The sequence below is a fragment of the Streptomyces sp. NPDC031418 genome (assembly GCF_055581605.1).
On the sequence record NZ_JBVIJC010000010.1, the window covers coordinates 260530 to 284277 of the forward strand.

A 23748-nucleotide genomic window follows, 5' to 3' on the forward strand; every position below is an offset into this window, starting at 1 on the left:
AACCGCCCCGGCGCCGGGTGGCGACGGGGCGGTGCGGTGCGGTGTCCGGGGTCAGCCGCCGTAGCGGCGGTGACGTGCGGCGTAGTCGCGCAGGGCGCGCAGGAAGTCGACCTTCCGGAAGGACGGCCAGAAGACCTCGCAGAAGTAGTACTCGGAGTGCGCGGTCTGCCACAGCATGAATCCGGACAGCCGCTGTTCGCCGCTGGTGCGGATGACGAGGTCCGGGTCGGGCTGGTCACCGGTGTAGAGGTGACGGCCGATCATGTCGATGTCGACGGACTCGGCGAGGTCCTCCAGGGACACCCCGCGGTCGTGGGCGTCCAGCAGCATCGAGCGCACGGCGTCGGCGATCTCCTGCCGGCCGCCGTAGCCGATGGCCACGTTCACGACTATCCCGTCGATGTGCCGGGTGGCCTCCTCGGCCTCCTTCAGCGCCGTCTGCATCTGCGCGGGCAGCAGGTCGGGGGTGCCGACGTGGTGCACGCGCCAGCGGCCGTCGGCGGCGAGGGTGCGGACGACGCCCTCGATGATGCCGAGCAGGGGGCCGAGTTCCTCCTGCGGGCGGTCGAAGTTGTCCGTGGACAGCAGCCAGAGGGTGACGACCTCGACGTCGGTCTCCGCGCACCAGCCGAGGAACTCCTCGATCTTCTCGGCGCCGGCCCGGTGGCCGTGGACGGTGGTGGAGCCGGACGCCTTCGCCCAGCGGCGGTTGCCGTCCATGATGACGCCGATGTGCTTGGGCACCTGGTCGTGGTCCAGGTGTCCTTCCACCCGGCGTGCGTAGAGCCTGACGAGCAGGCTGCGCAGCTTGTCACGCAGGTTCACGTGGCCCTCCGGGGTTGGCACGGGGTACGGGTTCGGGGGGTGTTGAGCCTACCGCTGCCCGGGGCCCGGTCCGGGTCCGGGGCTCGGCCTGCCGTCCGGGCTCGGGATCCGGGGCCGCGGAAACGTTCCTGGCGGCCCGGCAAAAAAACGGGCCGGTCCGTGGGGGGGAGACGGACCGGCCCGAGGGGGGGTTTCCACCATAACCCTTCGTAAGGGCTGATGGGTGCATCGGCGCGAGACAACTACTCTCCGGAATCATCCGGCGACGCCCCGGGCGACCCGGAATGTGAGATTCAGGGGCCTCTCATGGCCGATTCCCCGCCGATTCCCAGGGGAATCCGGTCGGATACAGACACATTCGGAGGCATTCGAATGCTTTGCGGCGCCTTATGGACTCTTCGGCGCGTTGTCCGAGGGTCCCTCCGATGGGGGACCCGGCCCGCGAACGGTGATTTGACGGTTCCGGTACGGCCCCGCACCCGCCCCACCCGGTCTCACGGCACCGCGCAGCCCCCTCCACTGCGCGGTACCGTCCGCGCAGCTTTGCTGACGCGAATTACCTTGGTCTGAACTTACGTGACGGGTGAGGCGTGTGTGAACCGCAGCGCATAACAATGTGGAAACTGCGGACGAACGGCAGATGAACGACGTCTGTTTTCAGCCCTTACGCGGCTTGCGGACCTCGAAGAGATGCCGGGAGCTGTGCGCCACGAACGGCCCCTCCCGCTCGATCCGCTCGTGCAGGGCCCGGAGTTGGGGCTCGTACGCCTCCACCGTGAAGCCGGGGACCATCCAGACGACCTTGCGCAGGAAATGCACGACCGCGGCGATGTCGTGGAACTCCATCCGCAGCCGCTCCGCCCGCAGTCCGGCCACCTCCAGGCCGGCCGCCTCCGCCTCGGCCCGCTCCCGCTCGGGGTCCCGGCCGGAGCGCACCTCCTCCGGCTGCGGCCCGAGGAAGTACTCGACCAGTTCGAAGACGCTCGCCGGCCCGACGTGCTGGGCGAAGTAGGTGCCGCCGGGCCGCAGCACCCGGGCGATCTCGTCCCAGTACGGGCGCACCGGGTGCCGGCTGAGCACCAGGTCGAAGGCCTCGTCGGCGAAGGGCAGCGGCGCGTCGTCCGGGGCGGCGACCACCACGACCCCGCGCGGCCGCAGCAGCGCGGTGGCCCTGGCCACGTTGGGCGGCCAGCCCTCGGTGGCGGCGGCCAGCAGCGGCCGGGCGGGCTCGGCCCGGCCCAGCGCGAAGTCCAGCACCTCTCCGCCGCCGGTCTGGATGTCCAGCACGGCCTCGGCACCGGCCAGCCGCCGCCCCGCCGACTCGGCGTACCGCCACGAGGGCCGCGCCTCGGTGGCCCGCCCCTCGAACCACGAGAAGTCCCACCCCTCGGTGGGCACGGCGACCCCCTCGGCGACCAGGTCGTCGAAGGAGCGGTGAGGGGAGGTGTGGGGGTGGTGGTGCTGCGCTGCCATGGCAGTCATCGTCCCAGGGGCGGACCGTCACGTCCTGCCGATTTCCGCCGCTTCCGTCTCCTCCGCTGGGTGAAGGGCGAGCAGGAGGTGGGTGTCCGTGCCGTGCCGGACCGTGCCGGTGCGCCGGAAGCCGAGGCGCTCCAGCAGGCGGACGGAGGCGGTGTTGCCGGCGAACGGGTCGGCGTACAGGGGGCGGACGGGTTCCTCGCGGAGGAAGAGGGCGAGGGCGCGACTGCCGACGCCGCGCCCCCAGTACGGCCGGCCCAGCCAGTACCCGAGGAACCGCCGCCCGTCCGCCACCGTCCAGGAGACGACGTGCCCCGCCGGCTCCCCCGCCACCACGACCGTCCGCACGAGCACGTCCGGGACGCCGAGGATGCCGGTCCGCCAGTGCGCGAGGAAGGCGTCGCGCGGGCGCGGGGCGAACCTAGACCGGCGGACGGCCTCGGGGTCGTGCTCGTAGGCGAGGAACGCCTCCAGGTCGGCCTCGTCGACCTCGCGCAGCCACACGTCTGTCATGGCACGGAGTGTGGCAGGCGGCACTGACAACGGCGTTTACCGGCGGGGTGAGTTGGTGAGCGAGAGACAGTGAGGGGCGGACGGACGGAGGGCAGGCGGGCATGGGCTGGGGACGGCGGCTGCGGGACGGGCGGGGGCGGCTGGTGGTACGGGGGCCCGGCGGGGGTGAGCCGGTGGGGGTGCCGTTGGAGATCGCGGCGTCGTACCGGGCCCGTACGAAGGGGTTGCTGGGGCGGGACTCGGTCGACGGGGCGATGCTGCTGTCGCCGGCGAGCGGGGTGCACACCTTCGGGATGCGGATCCCGATCGACGTGGCCTACCTGGACCGGCGCCTGACCGTCATCGCCGTCCGCACCATGCGCCCCGGCCGGCTGGGCCTGCCCCGGTTGCGGGCCCGGCATGTGCTGGAGGCGGCGGCGGGGGCCATGGCGGGGTGGGGGCTGCGGGCCGGGGCGGAGGTCCGGGTGGAGGTCCGGGTGCAGGACGGGCGGCCGGAGCGGCCGTAGGTCTCCCTGGCCGCCGGGGTTCAGTTCTGGGTGCGGGGGAAGGAGACCTCGACCCTTCGGTTCTTCCTGCGGCCCTCCTCGGTGGAGTTGTCGGCGATCGGGAACTGTTCGCCGTAGCCGCGGACCTCGAAGGTGATGCCCGGGTCGTCGAGGTCCTGGTCCAGGACGGCCTGGACGGCGTTGGCGCGCTGCCGGGACAGGATGTCGCCGTGGGCGGCGGAGCCGAGGTCGTCGGTGAAGCCGAAGACGCGGACCTGGGTCGCGTGCTGCTTTCTGATCTCCTCGGCGATGGTGGCGATGCGGGCCTTCGCGTCGTCGCCGAGCCTGGCGCTGTCCTTGCCGAACAGCACCTCGGCCTGGAGGGCGAAGGTCACGTCGGCGTTGGTGTCCTCCCGGCGCTCGTCCCCGCTCTGGTCCTCCACGACCGACTTGATGTCCAGCACCTTGGGCGCGGCGAGCGTGGCCCCTTCGGGCAGCTTCAGGTCCGGATCGGTGGGGTCGATCTTCACCGGCGCGGCGGCGGACGGCGCGGTGCCGGGGGGCCCACTGGGGCCGGTGCCGTCGGCGTGGGCGGAGGCGGGGAGGGCGAGGGTGAGGAGGAGGGTGGCGGTGGTGAGGGGCAGTGCGAGGCGGGGTGTGGTGGTCACGGGGGCCTCACCCGGAGATCTGGATGGTGGCCGTCGAGAACCCAGGAAGCTGGAAGCCGACCTGGGACGTATCGGCCGGCGGGGAGGGGAACTGCATGAAGACCGGCAGGGACGCCCCTGACTTCAGTTCGGGCAGGCCCGTCGTGGTGAGGGGCCGTCCGTCCGTGTCGCGTAGGACGTAATAGCGCTTCTTGCCTTTCGGGTCGACGAGGGTCGCGCCACCGAGCGAACTGCCGTTCTTGATGATCTCGGTCTCGTTGCCGCTGAGGTTCGAGGGAATGACGGCCTCGCTGCCGCTGTCGTTCTTGAGGTCGCCGTTGACCGTGACAAAGCCACCGGTGTCCCGCTTCGCGGAGGTGATCTGAAGGAGCAGACCATTCGGGCCCTTGAGTTCGGCCAAAGGCGCGTCCGCCTGACCTTCCTGAGGACTGGCATCGGAACCACTGCTCTTGGACGCCGGTGCCGAAGGCGTCGGCTTCTTGGCGTCGTCCTTTCCCCCACCGCCACCGCAGCCGGCCGCGCCCACGGCCATGCCGGCCGCAATGGTCAGTGCGACCACTCCGTTGCGGGCTCTCGCAGTGAACCGCATGCTCATCGCTCCGCTTCCCTCTTCCATGGTCGTTCGCTTGTCAGTCGGCCAGGTGGACATCGAACAGATCCTGCGGCTGCGGCAATTCCTCCGGGCGACCCGGATCCGGGTTCCAGACCTTGCCGTCGCAGGTGAGCCGGGGAAGCGGGCTGTCGCCCGTTTCCAGGTCAGGCGGGTTGACCTTGCAGCGCAGCTCTACGACGGCCGTGGCGGACTCCGTCGACCTGATGTCCTTCACCCCGGGGACGACGGAATCGCCGACCGGCTTGTTGGTCCTGACGTCCACGGTGACTTTCAGCGGCTGGGATTCGTCGCACCGTTGCACCTGGCCGTCGTTCTGGGCGGCGAGCTCGTCGGCACGCCAGCACGACGAGGTGAGATCCGCCTTTCCGGCGAAGATGTCCTGCCACTTCGCGGGGTCTTTCAGGTTCTCCAGCCACTTTCCGGTGAGCTGGTCACGCTGGTCCTGGGCCGCCGCCAGCGCGGCCGCGTCCGCCGCGGTCTGCGCGCCGCTCCGGTTCACCGAGGCCTGGCCGACCGCCAGATAGGCGAGCGCAAGAAAGAGCAGGCCCGCCACCACCGTGAGGTAGATGGGGAAGGCCTGCCCGGAATCGCTGCGCCGACGTCGGCACATCAGGTGATTTCGGCGATCTTTTCCCTGATCTTGTCCAGGATGGTCTGCCCGATATCCGTGCCCGTGATCGCCAGCACGATCGCCACCACCACCGCGATGATGCCGAGGTACTCGACGGCGGTCTGGCCCCTGTCGTCGGTGCGGCGTTCCATGGCCACCAGCAACTTCAGCATCCAGTCGCTCATGGTGCTCCCCTCCGGCTGCGCTGCGGATCCCGGAACGGTAGGCGCCGGAGCGGGTCGGGGTGGAGGGTCCCAGGGCCCAATCGCGGGCCCATTCCGGGGTGGTGGGGGCGGGCATTCAGGCCACCCCCAGCCATTTCGCCGTCGCCTGGGACCTGGTGGTGGAGTGCAGCTTGGCGAAGATGCGGTTGATGTGGTTCTTGACCGTCTTCTCGCTGATGAAGCAGGTGGCGGCGATCTCCTGGTTGCTCATGCCGGACGCGATGAGGTCCATGATCTCCGCCTCCCTGGTACTCAGCCGGAACCGAGAGCGGAACGACTGTCCCACGGGTGGTTGCATCTGCGAAAGAGGATGGGGTGGGAATTTACCTTCAATGCAAGGGGCTTGGGGTTCGCTATGTGCGGGTGCATAAGGAAGAAGGGTCGGCAGTAAGGCCCTTGTCGCGCCCGGGGTCACATGCGGCCGCCCCTCCCGCACGTCCCGCACCGCCCGTACCAGCTGCTCCGTCGTGAACTCGCCGTGCACCAGGTATCCCCCCGCCCCCAGCCGCAGCGCCTCCCGTACGGTCTCCGGCTCATGGCTGTAGGTGAGCATCATGACGGGGGCCAGCCGCACCAGGTGGGGCAATGCCGCGATTCCGTCGACGCCGGGCATGCGGACGTCGAGGAGGACGACGTCCGGCCGGTGCCGCAGCGCCGCCTCGTACGCCTCGCGGCCGTCCGCCGCCTCGGCCACCACCGTGGTGTCCGTACGGCCGGACAGCAGCGCCGTCAGGCCCGCGCGGACCACCGGGTTGTCGTCGGCCACGACCAGGCGCAGCGGGGCCGCGGGTGCGGGCGGCAGCAGGTCGGGGTGGTACATCGGGGGGCCTCCTCTCAGGGGGCGTCGGTGTCGGTGGTGAGGTGGGGCAGGGGCAGGTCCACGCGTACCTCGGTGCCCCGTTCGTGCGTGCCGCGGCCGATCCGGATGCGGGCGCCCGCCGCGGCCGCGCGCTCGACCATGCCGAGCAGGCCGAAGTGGCCGGAGCGGCGGAGGTGGTCGAGGGTGCTGTCGGGGGGCAGCCCCTTGCCGTCGTCGTACACCGTGAGGCGGAGCAGGCCGTCGTGCACCCCGGCGGTGATCTCCAGGCGGCTCGCGGCCGCATGGCGGTGCGCGTTCTCCATCGCCTCCGCCGCGATGGCCAGCAGATGCCGGGCCGGCGGGTCGGGGACGGGCGGGAGGGGGGAGTCACCGGTGTGGCGGAAGGTCGTCGGCAGGCCGGTGCGGGCCGCGAAGTCGGCCGCCTGCGCCTGGAGTTCCGGCCAGAGGTGTACGACGTCCGGTCCGCCCTCCCTGCGCAGGTCCGCCAGGAGTTCCCGGGACTGCGCCGCCGCCCTGCGGGCCGAGCGGGAGACGAGTTCCGCCTGCTGCCGTACCCGGGCCGGATCGGGCGCGTCGGCCCGGGCCGTGGCCGCCAGGCCGTCGGCGGCGAGGGCCACGCCGTACAGGGTCTTGGCCACCGAGTCGTGCATCTCGCGGGCGAGCCGGGCCCGTTCCGCGCCGACCGCCTCCGTCGCCGCGAGCCGGGCCTGGACCGCCGTGAGCGCCTGGGTCGCCGCGCCGAAGCGGAGCATCAGGTTGCGCAGGGTGGAGCCCATGGCTCCGGCGATCACGCACAGGCCCGGCAGCAGCAGGGCCTCGGCCACCGGGGCGTGCCGGCCGGCCTTCAGGGTGGCGTGGACCAGCAGCAGGATCAGGGACTGGAGCGAGGCGAAGCAGGCCGCGCCCCGCCAGCCGTAGACGAGCCCGGCCAGCAGCGGGGTGCAGACGCTGACGTAGGCGAGGGTGGTGTCCGGGCCCGCCGAGACGAGAAGGAGGGAGCCGAAGAGGGTGTCGGCGGCGAGCAGTGCGGGGTGGCGCAGCAGGAGGGGGCCGAAGCGGGCCCAGTCGCGGAAGAGGACGTAGGACACCATGAAGGTGACGACCACCGCCGCGCCGACCAGGCGGACGCCGAGGCCGGGGCGGGCGTTCAGCAGGGCGGCGGGGGCGGCCAGGACGATCATCGCCAGCCGGAAGCCGAAGACCTGCCGGCACATGGCCTGGAGCGCCCGCACCTGGAGTTTCTCGGAGGGCTCGGGCGTCCCGTCCCGTTCCCTGACCGGCCCGGCCCACGGCAGGGGCCACCTGGCCCGGGACAACAGCCGCCCCACCCACGGCAGTAGCCGTCCCGCCCACGACCGCGGCCGCCCGGCCCAGGACAGCAGCCCACCCGCCCGGAACAGCGGCCGCGCGGCCCGGGACACCCACTCTCCCGCCCACGACAGGGGCCGCCCGGCCCAGGACAGCAACCCACCCGCCCGGGACGGCCGTCGCCCCGCCCAGGAGACCAACCGTCCTGCCCAGGACGGCCGTCGCCCCGCCCACGACCGCGGTCGCCCGGCCCGGGCAAACAACCCTCCCGCCCAGGACCGCGGCCGCCCCACCCAGGACAACAACCCACCCGCCCACGACCGCAGCCACCCCACCCAGGACAACAACCCACCCGCCCACGACCGCAGCCACCCCACCCAGGACAACAACCCACCCGCCCACGACCGCGGCCGCCCGGCCCGGGCAAACAACCCTCCCGCCCACGACCGCGGCCACCCCACCCAGGACAACAACCCGCCGGCCCACCACAGCAGCCGTACCGCCCACGACAGCGGCCCGCCCCGCAGGGCTGCTGCCCCGCCCCGCCCCACCGTCAGCCCCGGCACCGTCATGGCCGCCCCTACTTCCCCGTGAGGGAGCCGAAGTCCACCCCGGAGCCCAGGATCAGGCCCGCGCCCAGCAGCAGCATCGTCGCCGGGACCATGAAGGTGGTGATCAGCAGCGTGGCCTTGGGCACCGCGCGGGCAGCCTTGCGGCGGGCGTTCTGGGCGTCGGTGCGGCGCATGTCCTTGGCCAGGGAGACCAGGGTGTCCACGATCGGCGCGCCCAGCTCCTCGCCCTGCTGGAGGGCTGTGACGAACATGGCGACCTGTTCGGAGTCGTTGCGCCGGCGCAGCTCGGCGAAGGCCTGGCGGCGGCTCATGCCCAGGTCCATCTGGCGCAGGGTGATGCGCAGTTCGTCGGCCCACGGGCCCTCGTAGCGGGTGGCCACGCGGTCCAGGGCCTGGCGGAAGCCGAGCCCGGCGCTGACGACGACCGCCAGCACGTCCAGGAAGTCCGGCAGCGTGCGCTCGATGACGTCCTTGCGGACCCGGATCGCCGACCAGATGCCGACCTCCGTCCAGAACGCGCCGAACAGGAGCAGCAGCAGGGCCACGAACCACTGGCCGCGGAGCAGGAAGACCAGGCAGCCCACGGCGCCCAGCGCGCCGTACACCGCGCGGCGGGCCGCGTAGCGGTCGAGGGTCAGGCCGCCGGGGTTGCCCGCGAGGTCGATCCTGCGGCGGACCCTGGCCACCAGGCGGGGGCCCATCAGGCGGAGCACGGCGGGCGCGTAGCGCATGCCCATGCGGTCGATGACCGAGTCCACCGCGCCGGTGCGGGTGGCGCCGACCTCCAGGGCGACGGCGAGATCGCCGGGGAGCTTGGCGTCCGCCCGGTACATGCGGATGCCGGCGAGGGCGCCGCCGACGCCGAGGGCCGTCAGCAGGGCGAGCAGTAAGGCCATGGCGTGCCCCTCACACGTCGATCCGGCTCATCCGCCGGATGAGGACGAAGCCGACGGCGTACAGCACGAACGCCACGAGCACGCACCCCTGGCCGACCGGTGAGCCGGTCATCCGGGCCAGCGCGCCGTCCCTGACGCCGTTCATCAGGAACAGCGCGCCGACGCCGAGGACGGGGACGGCGTACGACGTCATGGTCACCTGGGAGAGCTGGGTGCGGATCTCGCGCCGGGTCTCCTTGCGCTCCTCCAGGGTCTCGGTGAGGTTGCGCAGGGCCGACACCACCTGGCCGCCGGCCCGGTTGGACAGCACCAGGGTGGTGACCAGGACAACCAGTTCGCGGGAGGGGAGGCGGCCGGCGAGTTCGCCGAGCGCGTCGTCCAGGGAGTGGCCGACGGCCAGCTGGTCGGCGACCTTGGAGAGTTCCTCGCCGGCCGGGGCCTCCAGCTCCTCCGCGGCCATGCCGATGGCGGTGCGCAGCGCGAGTCCGGCCTGGGTGGCGTTGGCGAGGATGCGGGCGAGTTCGGGGAGCTGGTTGATGAACCGCTCGATGCGTTTCTGCCGCTGCCAGTTGAGGAACTGCACCGCCGCCCAGACGCCCAGCAGCCCGGCGATCGGCCCGAAGAAGGGGGCGAGGGCGGCCTGGCCGATCAGCCAGAGCGCGGCGACCGTGCCGAGCATGGCGGCGAAGAACTCGCCCGGGGTGACGTCCAGGCCGGTGGTGGCGAGCCGGTGTTCCAGCCAGCGGCCCAGGCGGATGCGGCGCAGTCGCCGGTCCAGGTCGCGGAAGCGGCGCCGGCGGCCGGTCCGGGCGGACGGCGGGCCGGTGTGCGCGAGCCGGTCGACCAGGGCGGCGCGCCGGGCCCGGCCGGCCGCGTAGACGTGCACCCCGGCCACGGCCAGGACGCAGGTCAGCAGGGCGGCGCCGGTGGTCAGCAGGGTGAGGGTGTGCAGTTCCATGGGCGGCTACCTGGCTTCTCGGGTGGCGAGCTGGTCGGCGGTGCGGGCGACCCCGAAGGCCTGCGGGACCGGCTGGCTCGCCATGTAGAGGCGGTCGGCGGTGCGGCGGGGCAGCGGGAAGTACCGGAAGGTGCCGTGCACACGGCCGTCGGCGGCCATCGGTTGGGCCTCGAAGCGGGCGGCGGTGGCCAGCCGGTACGGCTCTCCGCCGTGGCTGTCGAGCAGGGCGATCTCGGTGATGCGGCGGGCGCCGTCGGCGAACCGGGTGAGCTGGACGAGGACGTCGACCGCGCTGTTGATCTGGTCGTGCAGGGCGATGAAGGGCACCTCGACGTCGGACATGGAGGCGAGCGTCTGGAGCCGGGTGAGCGCGTCCTCGGCGCTGTTGGCGTGCACGGTGGCCAGTGAGCCGTCGTGGCCGGTGGACATCGCCTGGAGCATGTCCAGGGACTCGCCGCCGCGGACCTCGCCGACCACGATCCGGTCGGGCCGCATGCGCAGCGAGTTGCGGACCAGGTCGCGGATGGTGATCTGGCCCTTGCCCTCGACGTTCGGCGGCCGCGACTCCAGCCGGACGACGTGCGTCTGCTGGAGCTGGAGTTCGGCGGAGTCCTCGATGGTGATGATGCGCTCGTGCGCCGGGATCAGCCCGGACAGGGCGTTGAGCAGGGTGGTCTTCCCGGTGCCGGTGGCGCCCGAGACGATGATGTTGAACTTGGCCTGCACCAGGCCGGCCAGCAGGTACACCATGTGCTCGTCCAGCGAGCCGAAGGAGACCAGTTCCTGGAGGGTGAAGGAGCGCGGGAAGCGGCGGATGGTGAGGATGGGGCCGGTCAGGGAGAGCGGCGGGATGATGACGTTGACCCGCTCGCCGGACGGCAGCCGGGCGTCGACCATCGGATTGGACTCGTCCACCCGGCGGTTGACCGTCGACACGATCCGCTCGATGGTCTGCATCAGCTGGTCGGCGGAGACGAACCGCAGCGGCAGCTGCTCGACCCGGCCGCCGCGTTCGACGAAGATCGCGTCCGGTCCGTTGACCATGATCTCGGTGATGGAGGCGTCCTCCAGCAGGGGTTCCAGGATGCCGAGGCCCAGCGCCTCGTCCACCACCCGGCGGATCAGCTGGGAGCGCTCGACGGTGGACAGCACCGGGCCCTCGCGGCTGATGATGTGCCCGAGGACGCGTTCGAGCCGGGCCCGGCGCTCGGCGGCGGCCAGCGAACTCATCTCCGCGAGGTCGATCTCCTCCAGCAGCTTGGCCCGGTAGGAGGCGACCAGGTGCCCGTCCTCGCCCCGGCTCGCGTGCTCCTCCGGAGTGCTGATGCGTGCCCGCAGGCTCATGGGTCGGCTGCTCCTCGGTCAGTGGTCGAGCGGCATGGTGGCGGTCTTGGTGGCGGTGCCGAGGTCCCAGACGATCTCGGGGATGCGGACGGTCGCGGTGACGGTCACGGTGGTGCCGTCCTCGGCGGAGGAGCAGCTCACCGTGATCCCGCCGCTCACCGCGTCGGCGCAGGCCTGCGCGGCGGACTGCCGCAGCGACGCGGCCCGCGCCCCGGCCCGGGCGGCGGTGCCGGCCTGTTCGGCGGCGTAGGCGACGGCCCCGAGCTGGAAGCCGGCCAGCCCGACGATCAGCAGGACCGGTACGAACCCCAGGTACTCGATGGCCACCTGGCCGCGGTCCTCGCGGGTCTTGCGGCGGTACGGCATGTCAGTGCTTCACCTCCTCCACGGCGCCGGCGTGGCCGTGCACCGTGACCGGGAAGTCGATCGAGCCGGGGAAGAGGACGGGGACCTTGACGGACACGTCCGCGGTCACATAGCCGGTGCCGCCGCAGTCGTCCACGGCGGCGCCCTTGCGCCACGCGTCCGACAGATGTCCCAGCGCCGCCTGCTCGCACACCGCTCGCCGCTCCCCCCGGGGCGCCGCCGTGCCCGCCCGCACCCCTTCGTCCGCAGCATTCCCCGCGAGGGTGTAGGCGTACCCCACGAGCACGGCCTGCCACATCAGCACCAGCGTCAGGATGATCAGCGGGGCCATCCCCAGGAACTCGATGCTGACCTGGCCGCGATCCCCACCCCTTCTCATGGGCCGTTCACTCCTTCCGCCGCCGGAAGCCGGCCATGCCCCGTCCCCCGCCCCGGTGGGCGGCGCCCTCGGCCGCTCTGGCGAGCCCCAGTTCCCCGGCGAGCGCCCACAGCGCCTGCTTCACCGCGCTTTTGCCGTCCAGTTCGTGCAGCCGCCCGGCGTCCACGACGCCTTGCAGCTCCTTGAAGCCGGCCGGGATCGCGGTGCGGGCCAGCGCGGTCCCGGTGATGCGCTGCACCAGCGGGGGCTGGATCTCCGTGCTGCGGGTGTGCCGGTTGACGACGACGGTCGTCTCCTCGGCCTTGCGGATCTGGAGCCGGTCCCACATCCGCACGGTCCGCTTGGCGGCGCGTACGGCGATGACGTCCGGGGTGACGAGCAGCAGCGCGGTGTCGGCCATCTCGACGGCCGCCGCACCGGCCCCGCCGAGCTGGGCGCCGCAGTCCACGACGACGACCTCGTAGCGGGAGCGCAGGGCGCTGACGATCTGGCGGGCGGCGCGGTCGGTGACCTCCTCGCCGCGTTCGCCCTCGGCGGGGGCGAGCAGCAGGGCGAGCCCGGTGTCGTGGCGGAAGACGGCGTCGGCGAGGACCCGGGGCGAGATGTCGGTGATGGCGGCGAGGTCGGCCACCGAACGGCGGAACTGGATGTCCAGGTAGGAGGCGATGTCGCCGGTCTGGAGGTCGAGGTCGACCAGGGCGGTGGGCCGCCCGGAGGCCTGTGCGGCGAGGGCCAGCTGGACGGCGGTCAGCGTCGCGCCGACGCCGCCCTTGGCCCCGCTGACCGTGACGACCGTGCCGCCGGCTCCGCCGATCGCCTCGGCGGCGTGCCCGAGATGGCGCCGTACCCCGGTGGACCACTGGGCGACGGCCTGGACGCGGCTGGCGAGTTCCTCGTACGACAGCGGGAGCGCGACCAGGCCGCGCGCGCCGGAGTCCATGGCGGCGGCGAACAGTCCGGGGCTCGCGTCGGTGGTGACGAGGATGACGCCGACGGCCGGGAAGCGCAGCGCGACCTCGCGGATCAGCTCCAGCGCGGGGACCGGGCCGATCCGCTCGTGGACGACGACCACTTCGGGGAGTTCGTCCACGGACTCGGCGGCGAGCCGGGCGAGGCCGTCGACCAGCTGGGTGGAGTCGGCGACCGGCGGCTGGGGTTCGGCGTCCGGCAGCTGGCTGAGCAGGGTGACGAGGGAGCGTACGGCGTCCGGGTCGGCTCCCGCCGGAAGGATCCTGGTGGGCATGCGGGCCGCCTCTCACTTGTCCGTGGCGAGTTCGTAGGTGCGGTCCTTGTCGGGGACGCCGGTGTCGCCGCCGGGTGCCACCAGCGCGAGGCGGACGCGCTGGGCGAAGGACTCGGCGTAGGTGATGCGCTGGGCGTCCAGGGTGGACAGCGCGAAGGTGATGGGGACGGCCTCGGTGGGCTGCTGCTGGCTCTTGGTGCTGTCGGGGTCCAGAGCGGTGATGCGGCCGACGTCGAGGACCCGGGCGTCGGTGACGATGATCTTCGACTGGTCCGGGTCGCCGTCCTTCTTGCCCGCGAAGGTGGCGTACACGTTGACCCGCGAGCCGGGGGTGATCTTCCCGGCCACGCCCGTCGCCGCGTCGATCATGATGGCGACCTCCTGCTGCCCGGGCTGGAGGGCGGGCTGGTCGACGATCATGTCGGTCTGGAGCAGGGACCCGGCGCGCAGCGTGGTGACGGCGATCTTGCCCTGGATCTTCCGGAGGTCGGTGACGGCGGTGCCGGACAGCCACCGCCGGGGCATCTCGATCTTCTCGAACTGCCCGGCGTCCAGGGCGGTGTACGGCTGGACGTCGGACCGCACCCGGTAGGCGGTGACCTCGGGCCCGACCTTGGAATTGACGTCGTGGACGACGGACAGCACGCCGGCGAACGCGCCGAGAGCGCACAGGACCGAGAGGATCAGCAGTATCACGCCGCGGCGCTGACGGGAGTTCATGAACCGTGCAACCTCATTGGGGGAGTCGGCCGAGCGGGACGTGGGTCACGAGCGGGCGGATCGGGCGGGGGCGCGCCGTTCCAGTGCGCGGGGCGCGGCGGGTTCGGGGACGGGTGGGCCGGCGGAGCAGAAGACGCAGCGGTCGCCGATGACGTCGAGGCCGCACCAGTGGCAGCCGGTCTGCCGTACGGAGGTGACGAGCTGGTAGAGCACGGAGAGGTCGGCGAGATAGGCGCAGAACTCGACCAGCCGGCCGGTCCCCCACCACAGCGGTGACTCGGCGGGCAGCGGGGTCTCGCGCAGTCCGTGCACGCCCCACCGGGCGCCCAGGTCGGTGACCCAGTCGGTCGGTGCCTGCCCGTGCGCCTGGTTCTTCGCGACGAGCAGCCAGGTGTTGAAGTCGGGCCCCTTGAGGGTGACCCCGGGGGCGACCCTGACGAGCTGCGGTTCGGGGTGGGCGAGGACGGCGAACTGGCTGCCCGGGACCCAGGATCTGGCGTGTGCGGTGAGCCCGACCGGCACCCGGTCCAGCCGGGCGACGGAGCCGAGGACGGCTCCGGCGTGGATGTAGTGGCTGAGCAGCCGCCCCGCCGAGGCGAGCACGCCGGGGCTCAGATCGCAGGAGGCGAGCTGGCGCAGCTGCCGGGCCAGTACGGCGACGCCCAGCGGGGGCAGCTCCGGCCGCAGGAAGGCGATGCGGTCGCTCTCCAGCAGGGCGCGCAGGGTGTGCAGCCGGCGCAGGACCGGCTCGGGGGTGACGGGTGAGCAGACGACCACGGCATAGCCGTACTGCTCGGTCAGCGCGTGGAGTTCGGTGAGGGTCTGCTCGATCGGCCGGCGGTCCAGGTCGTGCAGCACGACGGCGGGCATGGTGCGTTCGTCCTGGGCCGGCAGGGCCAGGTCGGCGCCGGTCACGGCAATGGCAGTTGGCACGCGCAGCTCCCCGCTCTCCACACCCGCCGGCCCACCGGTGTCACGGTCACTCCAATGCGCCAGGACGACTTCACTGCGTGACTACGTGAGCACTGTATCCACGGCCGTATGACCAAAGAACAGCGTTGGTGAAGCTCGCGTAGAACTCCCCTGCCACAACTGTCCTCAAACCAGGACAGGTTGCGCCGCGAACCGTTCCCCCATTTGGTCTGGACCTCTTGACAGGGGAATTGGTCTGGACCAACTTGTTCCTCCAACGGCGGCCACCGCCCGAGCACCCCCTCTCCCCGTCGACTCCCCCACCGGAGGCCCCAGTGGACCGCGCTCCAGGCATACCCAGACCCCGTGGACGGCGAGGTGCGGCCCGGGCCGCCACCACCGCCCTGGCCCTCTCCCTCGCCGGACTCGCCACCGCCGCCCCGGCGTCCGCGGCGGACGTGAACAACGTCCGCAACGCCGGCTTCGAGTCCGGCCTCTCCGGCTGGACCTGTACGGCGGGCAGCGGTACGACCGTCTCCTCCCCGGTCCACTCCGGCACCGCCGCCCTCAAGGCGACCCCGGCCGGCCAGGACGACGCCCAGTGCACCCAGTCCGTCGCGGTCCGGCCCAACGCGACGTACACGCTGAGCGCCTGGGTCCAGGGCGGCTACTCCTACCTGGGCGTCACCGGCACCGGCACGACCGACGTGTCCACCTGGACCCCCGACACCGCGAGCTGGAAGCAGCTCACGACCACCTTCACCACCGGCGCGTCAACCACCTCCGTCACGGTCTACACGCACGGGTGGTACGGCCAGGCGGCCTACTACGCCGACGACCTCTCGGTCTACGGCCCCGACGGCGGCGGAGGCGGCGACCCGGCCCCGACCGTCCCGGCCGCCCCCACCGGCCTCACGGTCTCCGGTACGACCTCCTCCTCCGTCTCCCTGTCCTGGACCGGCGCCACCGGCGCGACCGGCTACAACGTCTACGAGAACGGCACCAGGGTGACGGCGTCGACCGGCACCTCCGCGACGGTGACCGGCCTGTCGGCGTCGACGTCGTACAGCTTCCAGGTGACGGCGACCAACGCGGCGGGCGAGTCGGCGAAGTCGGCATCGGTGACGGCGACGACGGCCTCCTCCGGCACGGGCGGGGGCGGCACCGGCGGCTCCCTGCCCAAGCACGCGGTGACCGGCTACTGGCAGAACTTCAACAACGGCGCGACCGTGCAGAAGCTGTCGGACGTCCCCTCGTCGTACGACATCATCGCGGTGGCCTTCGCCGACGCCACCTCGACGCCGGGAGCGGTCTCCTTCACCCTGGACTCGGCCGGTCTCGGCGGCTACACGGCCGACCAGTTCAAAGCCGACATCGCCGCCAAGCACGCGGCCGGCAAGAAGGTGATCATCTCGGTCGGCGGGCAGAACGGCACGGTGTCGGTGAGCGACTCCGCGTCGGCGGCCCACTTCGCCGACTCGGTCTACTCGCTGATGCAGACGTACGGCTTCGACGGCGTCGACATCGACCTGGAGAACGGCCTCAACGCGACCTACATGACCCAGGCGCTGCGCGCCCTGTCGGCCAAGGCGGGCCCGTCCCTGGTCATCACCATGGCGCCCCAGACGATCGACATGCAGTCGACCTCGACCGCCTACTTCCAGACCGCGCTGAACCTGAAGGACATCCTGACGGTCGTCAACACCCAGTACTACAACAGCGGTTCCATGCTGGGCTGCGACGGCAAGGTCTACAGCCAGGGCTCGGTGGACTTCCTGACCGCCCTCGCCTGCATCCAGCTCCAGAGCGGCCTCGCCCCCTCCCAGGTCGGCCTCGGCCTGCCGGCCTCCACGAGGGCGGCAGGCAGCGGCTATGTCTCTCCGTCCGTGGTGAACAACGCCCTGGACTGCCTGACGGCCGGCACCAACTGCGGCACCTTCAAGCCCGCGCAGACCTACCCCGGCCTGCGGGGCGCGATGACCTGGTCGACCAACTGGGACGCGGCCTCGGGCAACGCGTGGTCGAACACGGTGGCCCCGCATGTCCACGCCCTCCCCTAGCACCCGGTGACCCAACGGCGCCCGGCCCTCTGAGAGGTCCGGGCGCCGGTGGTATGACTGTCCCCCCATCTGCGGTCGCCAGCGAGGAGACAGACGTGTTCGACGAGGCCGGTGAGGACGAGCTGCTGCTCGCGGCGCTGATGCAACTCGGCGCGAAGGGCGGCCGGCTGGGCGCCACGGCCGGCGGCGCGCTCACCGGCGTCCACGGCACGGGCGGAGCCGGCGCACGCGGCGGGGCGCGGGGCGCCGCCCGGGGCTTCAGATGGACGAAGAAGGACGTCGGCACCGGGCAACTGAGACTTCCCGGACCGGTGGCGGCCGCGTCCCACCTGGTCCACCGGACGCTGGCCGGCGCAGGCACCCTGACCGGAGCGGAGGCGCACGCCGACGGAGGCGTCACCGTACGCGCCGTCATCGGCGTCGGCATCGGCGGCATGAACCCGGCCGTCGTCACCGCGGTGGTGACCGCGGACCCCGAGGGCGCCCTGGTCCACCTCCGCGCGGCGGCCCGCGAGGGCCTCATCAGGCAACACCCTGCCGACAAGGCCCTCGCGAAGATCACCGAGCTGCTGCACGCCGCCGCGCGGTAGGGGCGGAGGCCGGCTCCCGGACGAGGAGCAGCCCCGGGGACGGGCCCGGCCTTAGGGCCTCTCTTTCGGATCTTGCCGGCGTCGCGCGCCCTGGCACGCACATCTGCCGCGTTGTCGTCCCTCGCCGACTCCCCCACGCTCGGCTTCGCTCGCGCGGGGGGACCCCCATCGCGTCGACTCGGTCCTCCGCCTTGCAGCTGCACGCACCAGACCCCGCTCGGGTCGGCCGATAAAGCGCCGACGCCGCAGCCGACCTGATCCGAAAGAAAGACCCTAGTCCCCGTCCTCGAAGTACGCGTCCAGGACCGCGTCCAGCTGCTGGTCCCACTCCGCGAAGCGGGACCGGGCCGGGGCCTCGATCTCGATGGGGTACCAGCGGCGGTCGGGGGTGTGCACGGTGATCGTGAAGCGCTTGCCGAAGCGGGCGGACTCCGTCTCGACGGCCGCGATCTCGTCCCAGCGGAACTCGCAGGCCTCCTCGTCCAGGCTGAGCCGGACGCCCTTGCGGTCGGCCACGATCCGCGCGCGGCGGTCGGACGCCTCGAAGACCGGGCCGTCGGCTGCCGCCTCGTCGTCGGCCTCGTCCGTGTCTTCGGCGGCTTCGGTGTCCTCCTCCCGTTCCGCCTCCGGCTGGGCGTCTTCCGGTCCGGTGTCGGCCTGTTCGGTGTCCGCCCGCTCGGCGGGCTCGGCCGGGGCCGGGACCGTGATGCCCGGGATGTAGGCCGGGTCGAAACCGGCGCCGGTCACCGGCTCGGTCGTCAACGGCTCGGCCTCGGACGGCTTGCTGCTCGCTCCTATGCGCTGCTCCACGGCGGCAGTATGGACGACTTCCCTGTGCCGGAACCAGTCAGCCCGCCCGTCCCGCAGGCATCAGCCGAGGACCGCGAGCGCGTCGATCTCGATGAGGAGGCCGGGCGGCAGGCCGACGTACACCGTCGTGCGGGCGGCGGGCGGCTGGGTGAGGGACTGCTCCGCGAAGTAGGCGTTGTAGAGGTCGTTCATCTCGGCGAAGTGGTCGACGTCGGTGAGGTAGACCCGGATCATCAACACGTCGTCCCAGGTCGCGCCGCCCTCCTCCAGGACGGCCTTGACGTTGGCGAGGGTCTGGAGGGTCTGCTCGCGCAGCGTCGGGCCGGCGGGCGTCGGCGGCTTGCCCTCCTCGGCCGGCAGGAAACCGACCTGCCCGGCGACCTGGAGGATGTTGCCCTTCCTCACACCGTGGGAGAACCGCGCGGGCGGGGTGGTGTGGGTCTTGGGGGTGAGGGCGGTCTTGTCCGTCATACGGGGTCCTTTGCTGGGGTTCTGCCGGAGTACTCGCCGCTGACGGCGTCGGCCGTACGGCGTACCAGCGGGAGCAGGGCGAGGAGTTCCTCGGCGGTGACGACCACGTTCGGCGCGGAGAGGGACATCGCGGCGACCACCCGGCCGTCCGCGCCGCGCACCGGCGCCGCGACGCAGTTGATGGACTCCTCGTGCCCGCCGAAGTCTGTGGCCCAGCCCTGCGCGCGCACCCGCTCCAGCTCCCCGAGGAACGCGGCGGCGTCCGGCGTCGAACGGGCCGTGTAGCGCGGGTAGTCGAGCTTCTCCGCGACCGCGCGGCGCTCGGCCTCGGGAAGGTCGGCGAGGAGGAGCTTGGCGACCGCGGCCACCGTGATGGCGACCGGTCTGCCGATCCGGGAGTACATCCGGACCGGGTAGCGGCTGTCCACCTTGTCGATGTAGAGGACCTCGCCCTCCTGGTACACGGCGAGATGGACGGTGTGACCGCACTCCTCGTTCAGCCGGACCAGGTGGGGGTGGGCGATCTCGCGGACGTCCAGGTTCTCCATCGCCTCCTGGGCGAGGGCGAAGAGCCGGGCGCCGAGGCGGTAGCGCTGGTCGGACTGGCGGTAGACCAGCCCGTGTTCGTGCAGGGTGCGCAGCAGGCGCAGGGCCGTGGACTTGTGCACCCCGAGCGCGTCGGCGACCCGGCCCAGGTCGGCGGGGCCCTCGGCGAGCAGCGGCAGGACGCTCAGGGCGCGGTCGACGGACTGGCTCATGGGGTGCTCGTCTCCTCCTCGGCCGCCCCGGCCCGGGTCCAGCCGGGGCCGAGTCGCAGTCTGCCCCATGCGGCCGGGGAACGGGCAGCGAGCCGGTCGGCGTGCCCGCGGGAGGGCGGTACGGCGAGGTCGCCGGGGGCGGTGAGGGCCGCGGCGGCGAAGAGGTGGCCGTGCCGCAGCCGGGTCTCGGCCGGCAGCCCGCGCAGGGTCGCGGAGAGGAAACCGGCGGCGAAGGCGTCGCCCGCGCCGGTCGCGGCGACGACATCGACGCGGGGGGCGGGCACAGAGGTGGCCACGTCCTGGGTGTCCGGCCGCCTGGCGAACGCCGTCGCCCCGGCGCTGCCCTGCTTGACCACCACCTCTCCCGGTTCCGGCAGCGCCGCCCGCACGCCGCGTGCGCCGTGCAGTCCCCAGAGCTGCCCCGCCTCGTCGGCGCCGACGAACACGATGTCGGCCCGGCGCGCCAGTTCCCGCAGCACGCGCGGGCCGTCCGCGTCCCGCCACAGCGCGGGCCGGTGGTTGACGTCGAAGGAGATCAGCGGGCGGCCGGGGCGGGGCGCGGTCAGCTCGTACAGCAGGCGCCGGCAGTCCTCCGAGAGGGCCGCGGTGATCCCGGACAGATGCAGCACCCGGGCCGCGAGGACCGCGTCCAGGTCCAGGTCGGCCACCGACATCGCGGAGGCCGCGGAGCCCGCCCGGTAGTACGCCACCTCGTGCCCGGCCGTCGCCCGGTCCTGCGCCGTACGGAAGTACACGCCCGTCGGCCGCACCGGATCGCGGCGCACATACGTCACGTCGACGCCGTGGGCCGCGATCGCCCCGACCAGATGGTCGCCGAAGCCGTCCGCGCCGACCCGGCCGACCCAGCGCACCGAGTGCCCGAAGGCGGCCAGCGCGCAGGCCACGTTGGACTCGGCGCCGCCGATGGCGCGGTGGAAGGCGGGCACGTCCGCGAGGCGGCCGGGCCGGGCGGGCAGGAAGGTCACCATGGACTCGCCGAGCGTCACCACGTCCACCACCCGCGGTGGGGCTGCAACGGCCGGGGTGTCAGCAGCGTCGTTCATGATGGCTCCTGTTGGACTCGCGGGTCCGGGGGCCGTTTCCGTTGACCCTGGGTCGGCGAGATGCTAGACACCGGTAGCAGTGTGCGCAACGACCGTTGCAGAGAGTGCAACGAGGAGAGGGGCGGCTCGATGAGCGGCGAAGCGCTCGCCCGGCTGGGCGAGGAACGGATCGACCACCGCTTCAAGGGCCTCCCGCCGGACGCCGACGGCCTGACCGTCGCCGAGCTGGCCGCCCAGCGCCGGAACCTCTTCAGCGCGGACGACGGCTTCACCACCCCGGTCCTCGCGCTGTCCGCCGAGCGCCTGGCACACAACCTCGCGCTCATGGAGTCGTACACCGCCCGGCACGGCCTCGCCTTCGCCCCGCACGGCAAGACCTCCATGGCCCCACAGCTCTTCCACCGCCAGATCGAGCACGGCGCCTGGGGCATCACCCTCGCCCTGCCCCACCAGGTGCGGGTGGCCCGGGCGTTCGGGATCCGGCGGATCTTCCTCGCCCATGAGCTGGTGGACGCCGCCGCCCTGCGCTGGATCGCCGCCGAACTCGCCGCCGACCCGGAGTTCCGGTTCATCGCCTACGTCGACTCCGTGCGCGGGGTCGAGCTGATGGACGCGGCCCTGCGCGGCACCGCCCGGCCGGTGGACGTGGTGGTGGAGCTGGGCGCCGGCCCGGGCGCGCGGACCGGGGCGCGGACGGACGCGGTGGCCCGGGACGTCGCCGAGGCGGTGTCGCGCACCGGGACGCTGCGGCTGGTGGGCGTGGCGGGGTACGAGGCCCAGGTGCCGGACGCGGACCCGGAGCGGGTGCGGGGCTGGCTCACGCGGCTGGTCGCGCTCGCCGTGGAGTTCGACCGGGCCGGGCTGTTCGAGGCGGCGGACGAGATCGTGCTCAGCGCCGGGGGCAGCGAGTGGTTCGACGCGGTCGCCGAGGTGTTCGCGGGCGTCCCCGGGCTGTCCGCGCCCGTGCTGAAGCTGCTGCGCTCCGGGGCGTACGTCTCGCACGACGATGTGCACTACCGCTGGCTGACCCCGTTCAACCGGGTGCCCGAGGAGGGCGCGCTGGAGCCCGCGTTCCGGCTGTGGGCCCAGGTGGTGTCCCGGCCGTCCCCCACGGAAGCCTTCGTCAACGCGGGCAAGCGGGACGCCGCCTACGACCTCGGCCTGCCGGTCGCGCACGTGGTCCGCCGGGCGGGCGCCGAGCACCCGGCGGCGGGGATCGAGGTGACCGCCCTGTCCGACCAGCACCTCTGGCTGCGCACCGGCCCCGAGGCGGACGTCGAGGTCGGCGACTGGGTCGGGTTCGGGCTGTCCCACCCGTGCACCGTCTTCGACAAGTGGCAGCTGATCCCGGTGGCCGAGGCGGACGGAACGGTGGTCGACTACATCCGGACCTTCTTCTAGACCGCCCTTCCAGACCACTCTCGCGGAGGAGGCACCGGCGGTGGAACAGCTCGTCATCCGGGACGCCGACGTCGTGGACGGCAGCGGCGCCGACTCCTACCGCGCCGATGTCGTGGTCGACCGCGGCCGGATCGTCTCCATCGTCAAGGAGGCCGCGGCGGCGGGGTGCCAGCGACCGCGGGCGATGCGGGAGCTGGACGCGGAGGGCCTGGTCCTCTCCCCCGGCTTCATCGACATGCACGCCCACTCCGACCTCGCCCTGCTGCGCGACCCCGACCACAGCGCCAAGGCGGCGCAGGGGGTCACCCTGGAGGTCATCGGCCAGGACGGACTGTCGTACGCGCCGGTGGACGACCGCACCCTGGAGGAGGTGCGCCGGGCGATCACCGGCTGGAACGGCTACGGCGACGACCTCGACGGCGGCTTCGACTGGCGGACGGTCGGCGAGTACCTGGACCGGCTGGACCGGGGCATCGCGGTGAACGCCGCGTACCTGGTCCCGCAGGGCACCGTCCGCGCCCTCGCCGTCGGCTGGGAGGACCGCCCGGCGACCCCCGGCGAGCTGGACCGGATGCGGCGGCTGGTGGCCGAGGGGCTGGAGCAGGGCGCGGTCGGCCTGTCCTCGGGGCTGACCTACACCCCGGGCATGTATGCGCCGGACGCCGAACTCACCGAGCTGTGCCGGGTGGTGGCGTCGTACGGCGGCTACTACTGCCCGCACCACCGCTCCTACGGCGCCGGCGCCCTGGCCGCCTACGCCGAGATGGTCGAGGTGGCACGGGAGGCGGGCTGCCCGCTCCATCTCACCCACGCCACCCTGAACTTCGACGTGAACAGGGGCCGGGCACCGGAGCTGCTGGACCTGCTCGACCGGGCCCTGGCCGCGGGCGCGGACATCACGCTGGACACCTACCCCTACACCTCCGGCAGCACCACCCTGGCGGCCCTGCTGCCGAGCTGGGCGGGCGAGGGCGGCCCGGAGGCGCTGGCGGCCCGGCTCGCCGCCCCGGCGACGGCCGAGCGCATCCGGTACGCGCTGGAGGTGACCGGCTCGGACGGCTGCCACGGCGTGCCCGTGGACTGGGGGACGATCGAGATCTGCGGCGTCGCCGACCCCGCCCTCGGGGACCTCGTCGGGTGCACCGTGCGGGAGGCGGCGGACCGGCGCGGCGAGACGCCGTGGACGACGGTCCGCCGGCTGCTGGCCGAGGACCGGCTCGGTACGACGGTCCTCCAGCACGTCGGCCACGAGGAGAACGTCCGCGCGATCATGCGGCACCGCGTGCACACCGGCGGCTCCGACGGCATCCTCCGGGGCGCGAAGCCGCATCCGCGCGCCTACGGCACCTTCCCGCGCTACCTCGGCCACTATGTGCGGGAGTTGGGGCTGCTGTCCCTGGAGGAGTGCGTCGCCCGGCTGACCTCCCGGCCGGCGGCCCGGCTGCGGCTGCCGGACCGCGGGCTGGTGCGCGAGGGGTACCGGGCCGACCTGGTGCTGTTCGACCCGGCCACGGTGGCGCCGGGCGCCACCTTCGCCAAGCCGCGCCGGCTGCCGACGGGGATCCCGTACGTCCTGGTCGACGGCCGGTTCGTGATCGAGGACGGCAGGCGGACGGACGTCCTCGCGGGCCGCTCCGTCCGCCGTACGCCCTGCTGACC

The 23748-nt window shown here is 72.8% G+C and carries 27 protein-coding genes; 6 read left to right on the top strand and 21 right to left on the bottom strand.

The features are described 5' to 3' along the window. Positions 1-51 precede the first annotated feature (51 nt). From ACZ5CZ_RS17150 to ACZ5CZ_RS17160, 3 genes are all read right to left on the bottom strand, one after another. Positions 52-825 carry an isoprenyl transferase gene (locus ACZ5CZ_RS17150; protein ID WP_385840274.1) on the bottom strand — a complete coding sequence of 258 codons (774 nt, stop codon included), beginning with the start codon at positions 823-825 and terminating at the stop codon, positions 52-54. 657 nt (positions 826-1482) lie between these two features. Continuing rightward, positions 1483-2298 (bottom strand): class I SAM-dependent methyltransferase, encoded by an 816-nt coding sequence (locus ACZ5CZ_RS17155; RefSeq protein ID WP_468943450.1) that lies wholly within the window; start codon positions 2296-2298, stop codon positions 1483-1485. Positions 2299-2325: 27 nt separating this feature from the next. Continuing rightward, positions 2326-2817 (bottom strand): GNAT family N-acetyltransferase, encoded by a 492-nt coding sequence (locus ACZ5CZ_RS17160; RefSeq protein WP_468943453.1) that lies wholly within the window; start codon positions 2815-2817, stop codon positions 2326-2328. Positions 2818-2918: 101 nt separating this feature from the next. Here ACZ5CZ_RS17160 and ACZ5CZ_RS17165 point away from each other — a divergent pair, with 101 nt between their 5' ends. After that, entirely contained in the window at positions 2919-3323 is a 405-nt protein-coding gene (locus tag ACZ5CZ_RS17165) for a DUF192 domain-containing protein (protein WP_468943455.1), read from the top strand. A 20-nt stretch (positions 3324-3343) separates the two neighbouring features. Here ACZ5CZ_RS17165 and ACZ5CZ_RS17170 read toward each other — a convergent pair whose 3' ends face one another. The 6 genes from ACZ5CZ_RS17170 to ACZ5CZ_RS17195 form a co-directional block, all read right to left on the bottom strand. Then, positions 3344-3970 (bottom strand): OmpA family protein, encoded by a 627-nt coding sequence (locus ACZ5CZ_RS17170; RefSeq protein ID WP_468943457.1) that lies wholly within the window; start codon positions 3968-3970, stop codon positions 3344-3346. 7 nt (positions 3971-3977) lie between these two features. After that, the gene (locus tag ACZ5CZ_RS17175; protein WP_468943582.1) at positions 3978-4565 is read right to left on the bottom strand and encodes a hypothetical protein; all 588 of its coding nucleotides are present in this window, start codon (positions 4563-4565) and stop codon (positions 3978-3980) included. A gap of 34 nt (positions 4566-4599) precedes the next feature. Further along, positions 4600-5193 carry a pilus assembly protein TadG-related protein gene (locus ACZ5CZ_RS17180; protein WP_468943458.1) on the bottom strand — a complete coding sequence of 198 codons (594 nt, stop codon included), beginning with the start codon at positions 5191-5193 and terminating at the stop codon, positions 4600-4602. Continuing rightward, positions 5193-5378 carry a Flp family type IVb pilin gene (locus ACZ5CZ_RS17185; RefSeq protein WP_385840281.1) on the bottom strand — a complete coding sequence of 62 codons (186 nt, stop codon included), beginning with the start codon at positions 5376-5378 and terminating at the stop codon, positions 5193-5195. Before ACZ5CZ_RS17185 ends, ACZ5CZ_RS17180 begins: the two co-directional genes overlap by 1 nt. Before the next feature lie 115 nt (positions 5379-5493). Continuing rightward, positions 5494-6237: a response regulator gene (locus ACZ5CZ_RS17190; RefSeq protein ID WP_468943461.1), complete on the bottom strand. Its 744-nt coding sequence runs from the start codon at positions 6235-6237 to the stop codon at positions 5494-5496. Positions 6238-6251: 14 nt separating this feature from the next. Further along, complete coding sequence (locus ACZ5CZ_RS17195; RefSeq protein WP_468943463.1) at positions 6252-7469, bottom strand: sensor histidine kinase; 1218 nt, start codon at positions 7467-7469, stop codon at positions 6252-6254. Here ACZ5CZ_RS17195 and ACZ5CZ_RS17200 point away from each other — a divergent pair. Then, positions 7450-8139, top strand: coding sequence for a ribosomal eL19 family protein (locus ACZ5CZ_RS17200; RefSeq protein ID WP_468943466.1), 690 nt, complete (start codon positions 7450-7452; stop codon positions 8137-8139). The two genes, ACZ5CZ_RS17195 and ACZ5CZ_RS17200, sit on opposite strands and share 20 nt — an antisense overlap. Here ACZ5CZ_RS17200 and ACZ5CZ_RS17205 read toward each other — a convergent pair. From ACZ5CZ_RS17205 to ACZ5CZ_RS17240, 8 genes are read right to left on the bottom strand one after another with little or no spacing between them, the layout of a single operon-like run. Then, positions 8126-9013 (bottom strand): DUF5936 domain-containing protein, encoded by an 888-nt coding sequence (locus ACZ5CZ_RS17205; RefSeq protein ID WP_385840287.1) that lies wholly within the window; start codon positions 9011-9013, stop codon positions 8126-8128. The two genes, ACZ5CZ_RS17200 and ACZ5CZ_RS17205, sit on opposite strands and share 14 nt — an antisense overlap. 10 nt (positions 9014-9023) lie before the next feature. Next, positions 9024-9971, bottom strand: a complete 948-nt coding sequence (locus tag ACZ5CZ_RS17210) for a type II secretion system F family protein (RefSeq protein ID WP_468943469.1) — start codon at positions 9969-9971, stop codon at positions 9024-9026. Between the two features lie 6 nt (positions 9972-9977). After that, complete coding sequence (locus tag ACZ5CZ_RS17215; protein WP_385840290.1) at positions 9978-11315, bottom strand: CpaF family protein; 1338 nt, start codon at positions 11313-11315, stop codon at positions 9978-9980. 18 nt (positions 11316-11333) lie between these two features. After that, positions 11334-11681, bottom strand: coding sequence for a TadE/TadG family type IV pilus assembly protein (locus ACZ5CZ_RS17220; protein WP_468943472.1), 348 nt, complete (start codon positions 11679-11681; stop codon positions 11334-11336). A 1-nt stretch (position 11682) separates the two neighbouring features. Then, positions 11683-12060, bottom strand: a complete 378-nt coding sequence (locus ACZ5CZ_RS17225) for a TadE family protein (protein ID WP_385840292.1) — start codon at positions 12058-12060, stop codon at positions 11683-11685. 7 nt (positions 12061-12067) lie between these two features. Then, complete coding sequence (locus ACZ5CZ_RS17230) at positions 12068-13303, bottom strand: CpaE/TadZ family protein (RefSeq protein WP_385840293.1); 1236 nt, start codon at positions 13301-13303, stop codon at positions 12068-12070. A gap of 12 nt (positions 13304-13315) precedes the next feature. Then, positions 13316-14023 (bottom strand): Flp pilus assembly protein CpaB, encoded by a 708-nt coding sequence (gene cpaB / locus ACZ5CZ_RS17235; RefSeq protein WP_468943475.1) that lies wholly within the window; start codon positions 14021-14023, stop codon positions 13316-13318. A gap of 45 nt (positions 14024-14068) precedes the next feature. Further along, positions 14069-14938 (bottom strand): hypothetical protein, encoded by an 870-nt coding sequence (locus ACZ5CZ_RS17240; protein WP_468943585.1) that lies wholly within the window; start codon positions 14936-14938, stop codon positions 14069-14071. A 332-nt stretch (positions 14939-15270) separates the two neighbouring features. Between ACZ5CZ_RS17240 and ACZ5CZ_RS17245 the strand changes: the two genes are divergently transcribed. Continuing rightward, the gene (locus ACZ5CZ_RS17245) at positions 15271-16995 is read left to right on the top strand and encodes a chitinase (RefSeq protein WP_468943478.1); all 1725 of its coding nucleotides are present in this window, start codon (positions 15271-15273) and stop codon (positions 16993-16995) included. A gap of 95 nt (positions 16996-17090) precedes the next feature. Continuing rightward, on the top strand, positions 17091-17585 hold the full coding sequence (locus tag ACZ5CZ_RS17250; protein WP_385840297.1) for a hypothetical protein: 495 nt from the start codon (positions 17091-17093) through the stop codon (positions 17583-17585). A 273-nt stretch (positions 17586-17858) separates the two neighbouring features. On the opposite strand, the gene ACZ5CZ_RS17255 is transcribed toward ACZ5CZ_RS17250, so the two are convergent. From ACZ5CZ_RS17255 to ACZ5CZ_RS17270, 4 genes are read right to left on the bottom strand one after another with little or no spacing between them, the layout of a single operon-like run. Then, positions 17859-18395, bottom strand: coding sequence for a hypothetical protein (locus ACZ5CZ_RS17255; protein ID WP_468943480.1), 537 nt, complete (start codon positions 18393-18395; stop codon positions 17859-17861). A 60-nt stretch (positions 18396-18455) separates the two neighbouring features. Then, the gene (locus ACZ5CZ_RS17260; RefSeq protein WP_468943483.1) at positions 18456-18866 is read right to left on the bottom strand and encodes a RidA family protein; all 411 of its coding nucleotides are present in this window, start codon (positions 18864-18866) and stop codon (positions 18456-18458) included. Next, positions 18863-19624 (bottom strand): IclR family transcriptional regulator, encoded by a 762-nt coding sequence (locus ACZ5CZ_RS17265; RefSeq protein WP_385847791.1) that lies wholly within the window; start codon positions 19622-19624, stop codon positions 18863-18865. The genes ACZ5CZ_RS17260 and ACZ5CZ_RS17265 overlap by 4 nt, the downstream gene beginning before the upstream one ends. Further along, positions 19621-20688, bottom strand: a complete 1068-nt coding sequence (locus ACZ5CZ_RS17270) for a sugar kinase (RefSeq protein ID WP_468943486.1) — start codon at positions 20686-20688, stop codon at positions 19621-19623. Before ACZ5CZ_RS17270 ends, ACZ5CZ_RS17265 begins: the two co-directional genes overlap by 4 nt. 129 nt (positions 20689-20817) lie before the next feature. On the opposite strand from ACZ5CZ_RS17270, the gene ACZ5CZ_RS17275 reads away from it, so the two are divergent. Further along, positions 20818-22089, top strand: a complete 1272-nt coding sequence (locus ACZ5CZ_RS17275; protein WP_468943489.1) for an amino acid deaminase — start codon at positions 20818-20820, stop codon at positions 22087-22089. Between the two features lie 40 nt (positions 22090-22129). Further along, entirely contained in the window at positions 22130-23746 is a 1617-nt protein-coding gene (locus ACZ5CZ_RS17280; RefSeq protein WP_468943492.1) for an N-acyl-D-amino-acid deacylase family protein, read from the top strand. Positions 23747-23748 lie beyond the last annotated feature (2 nt).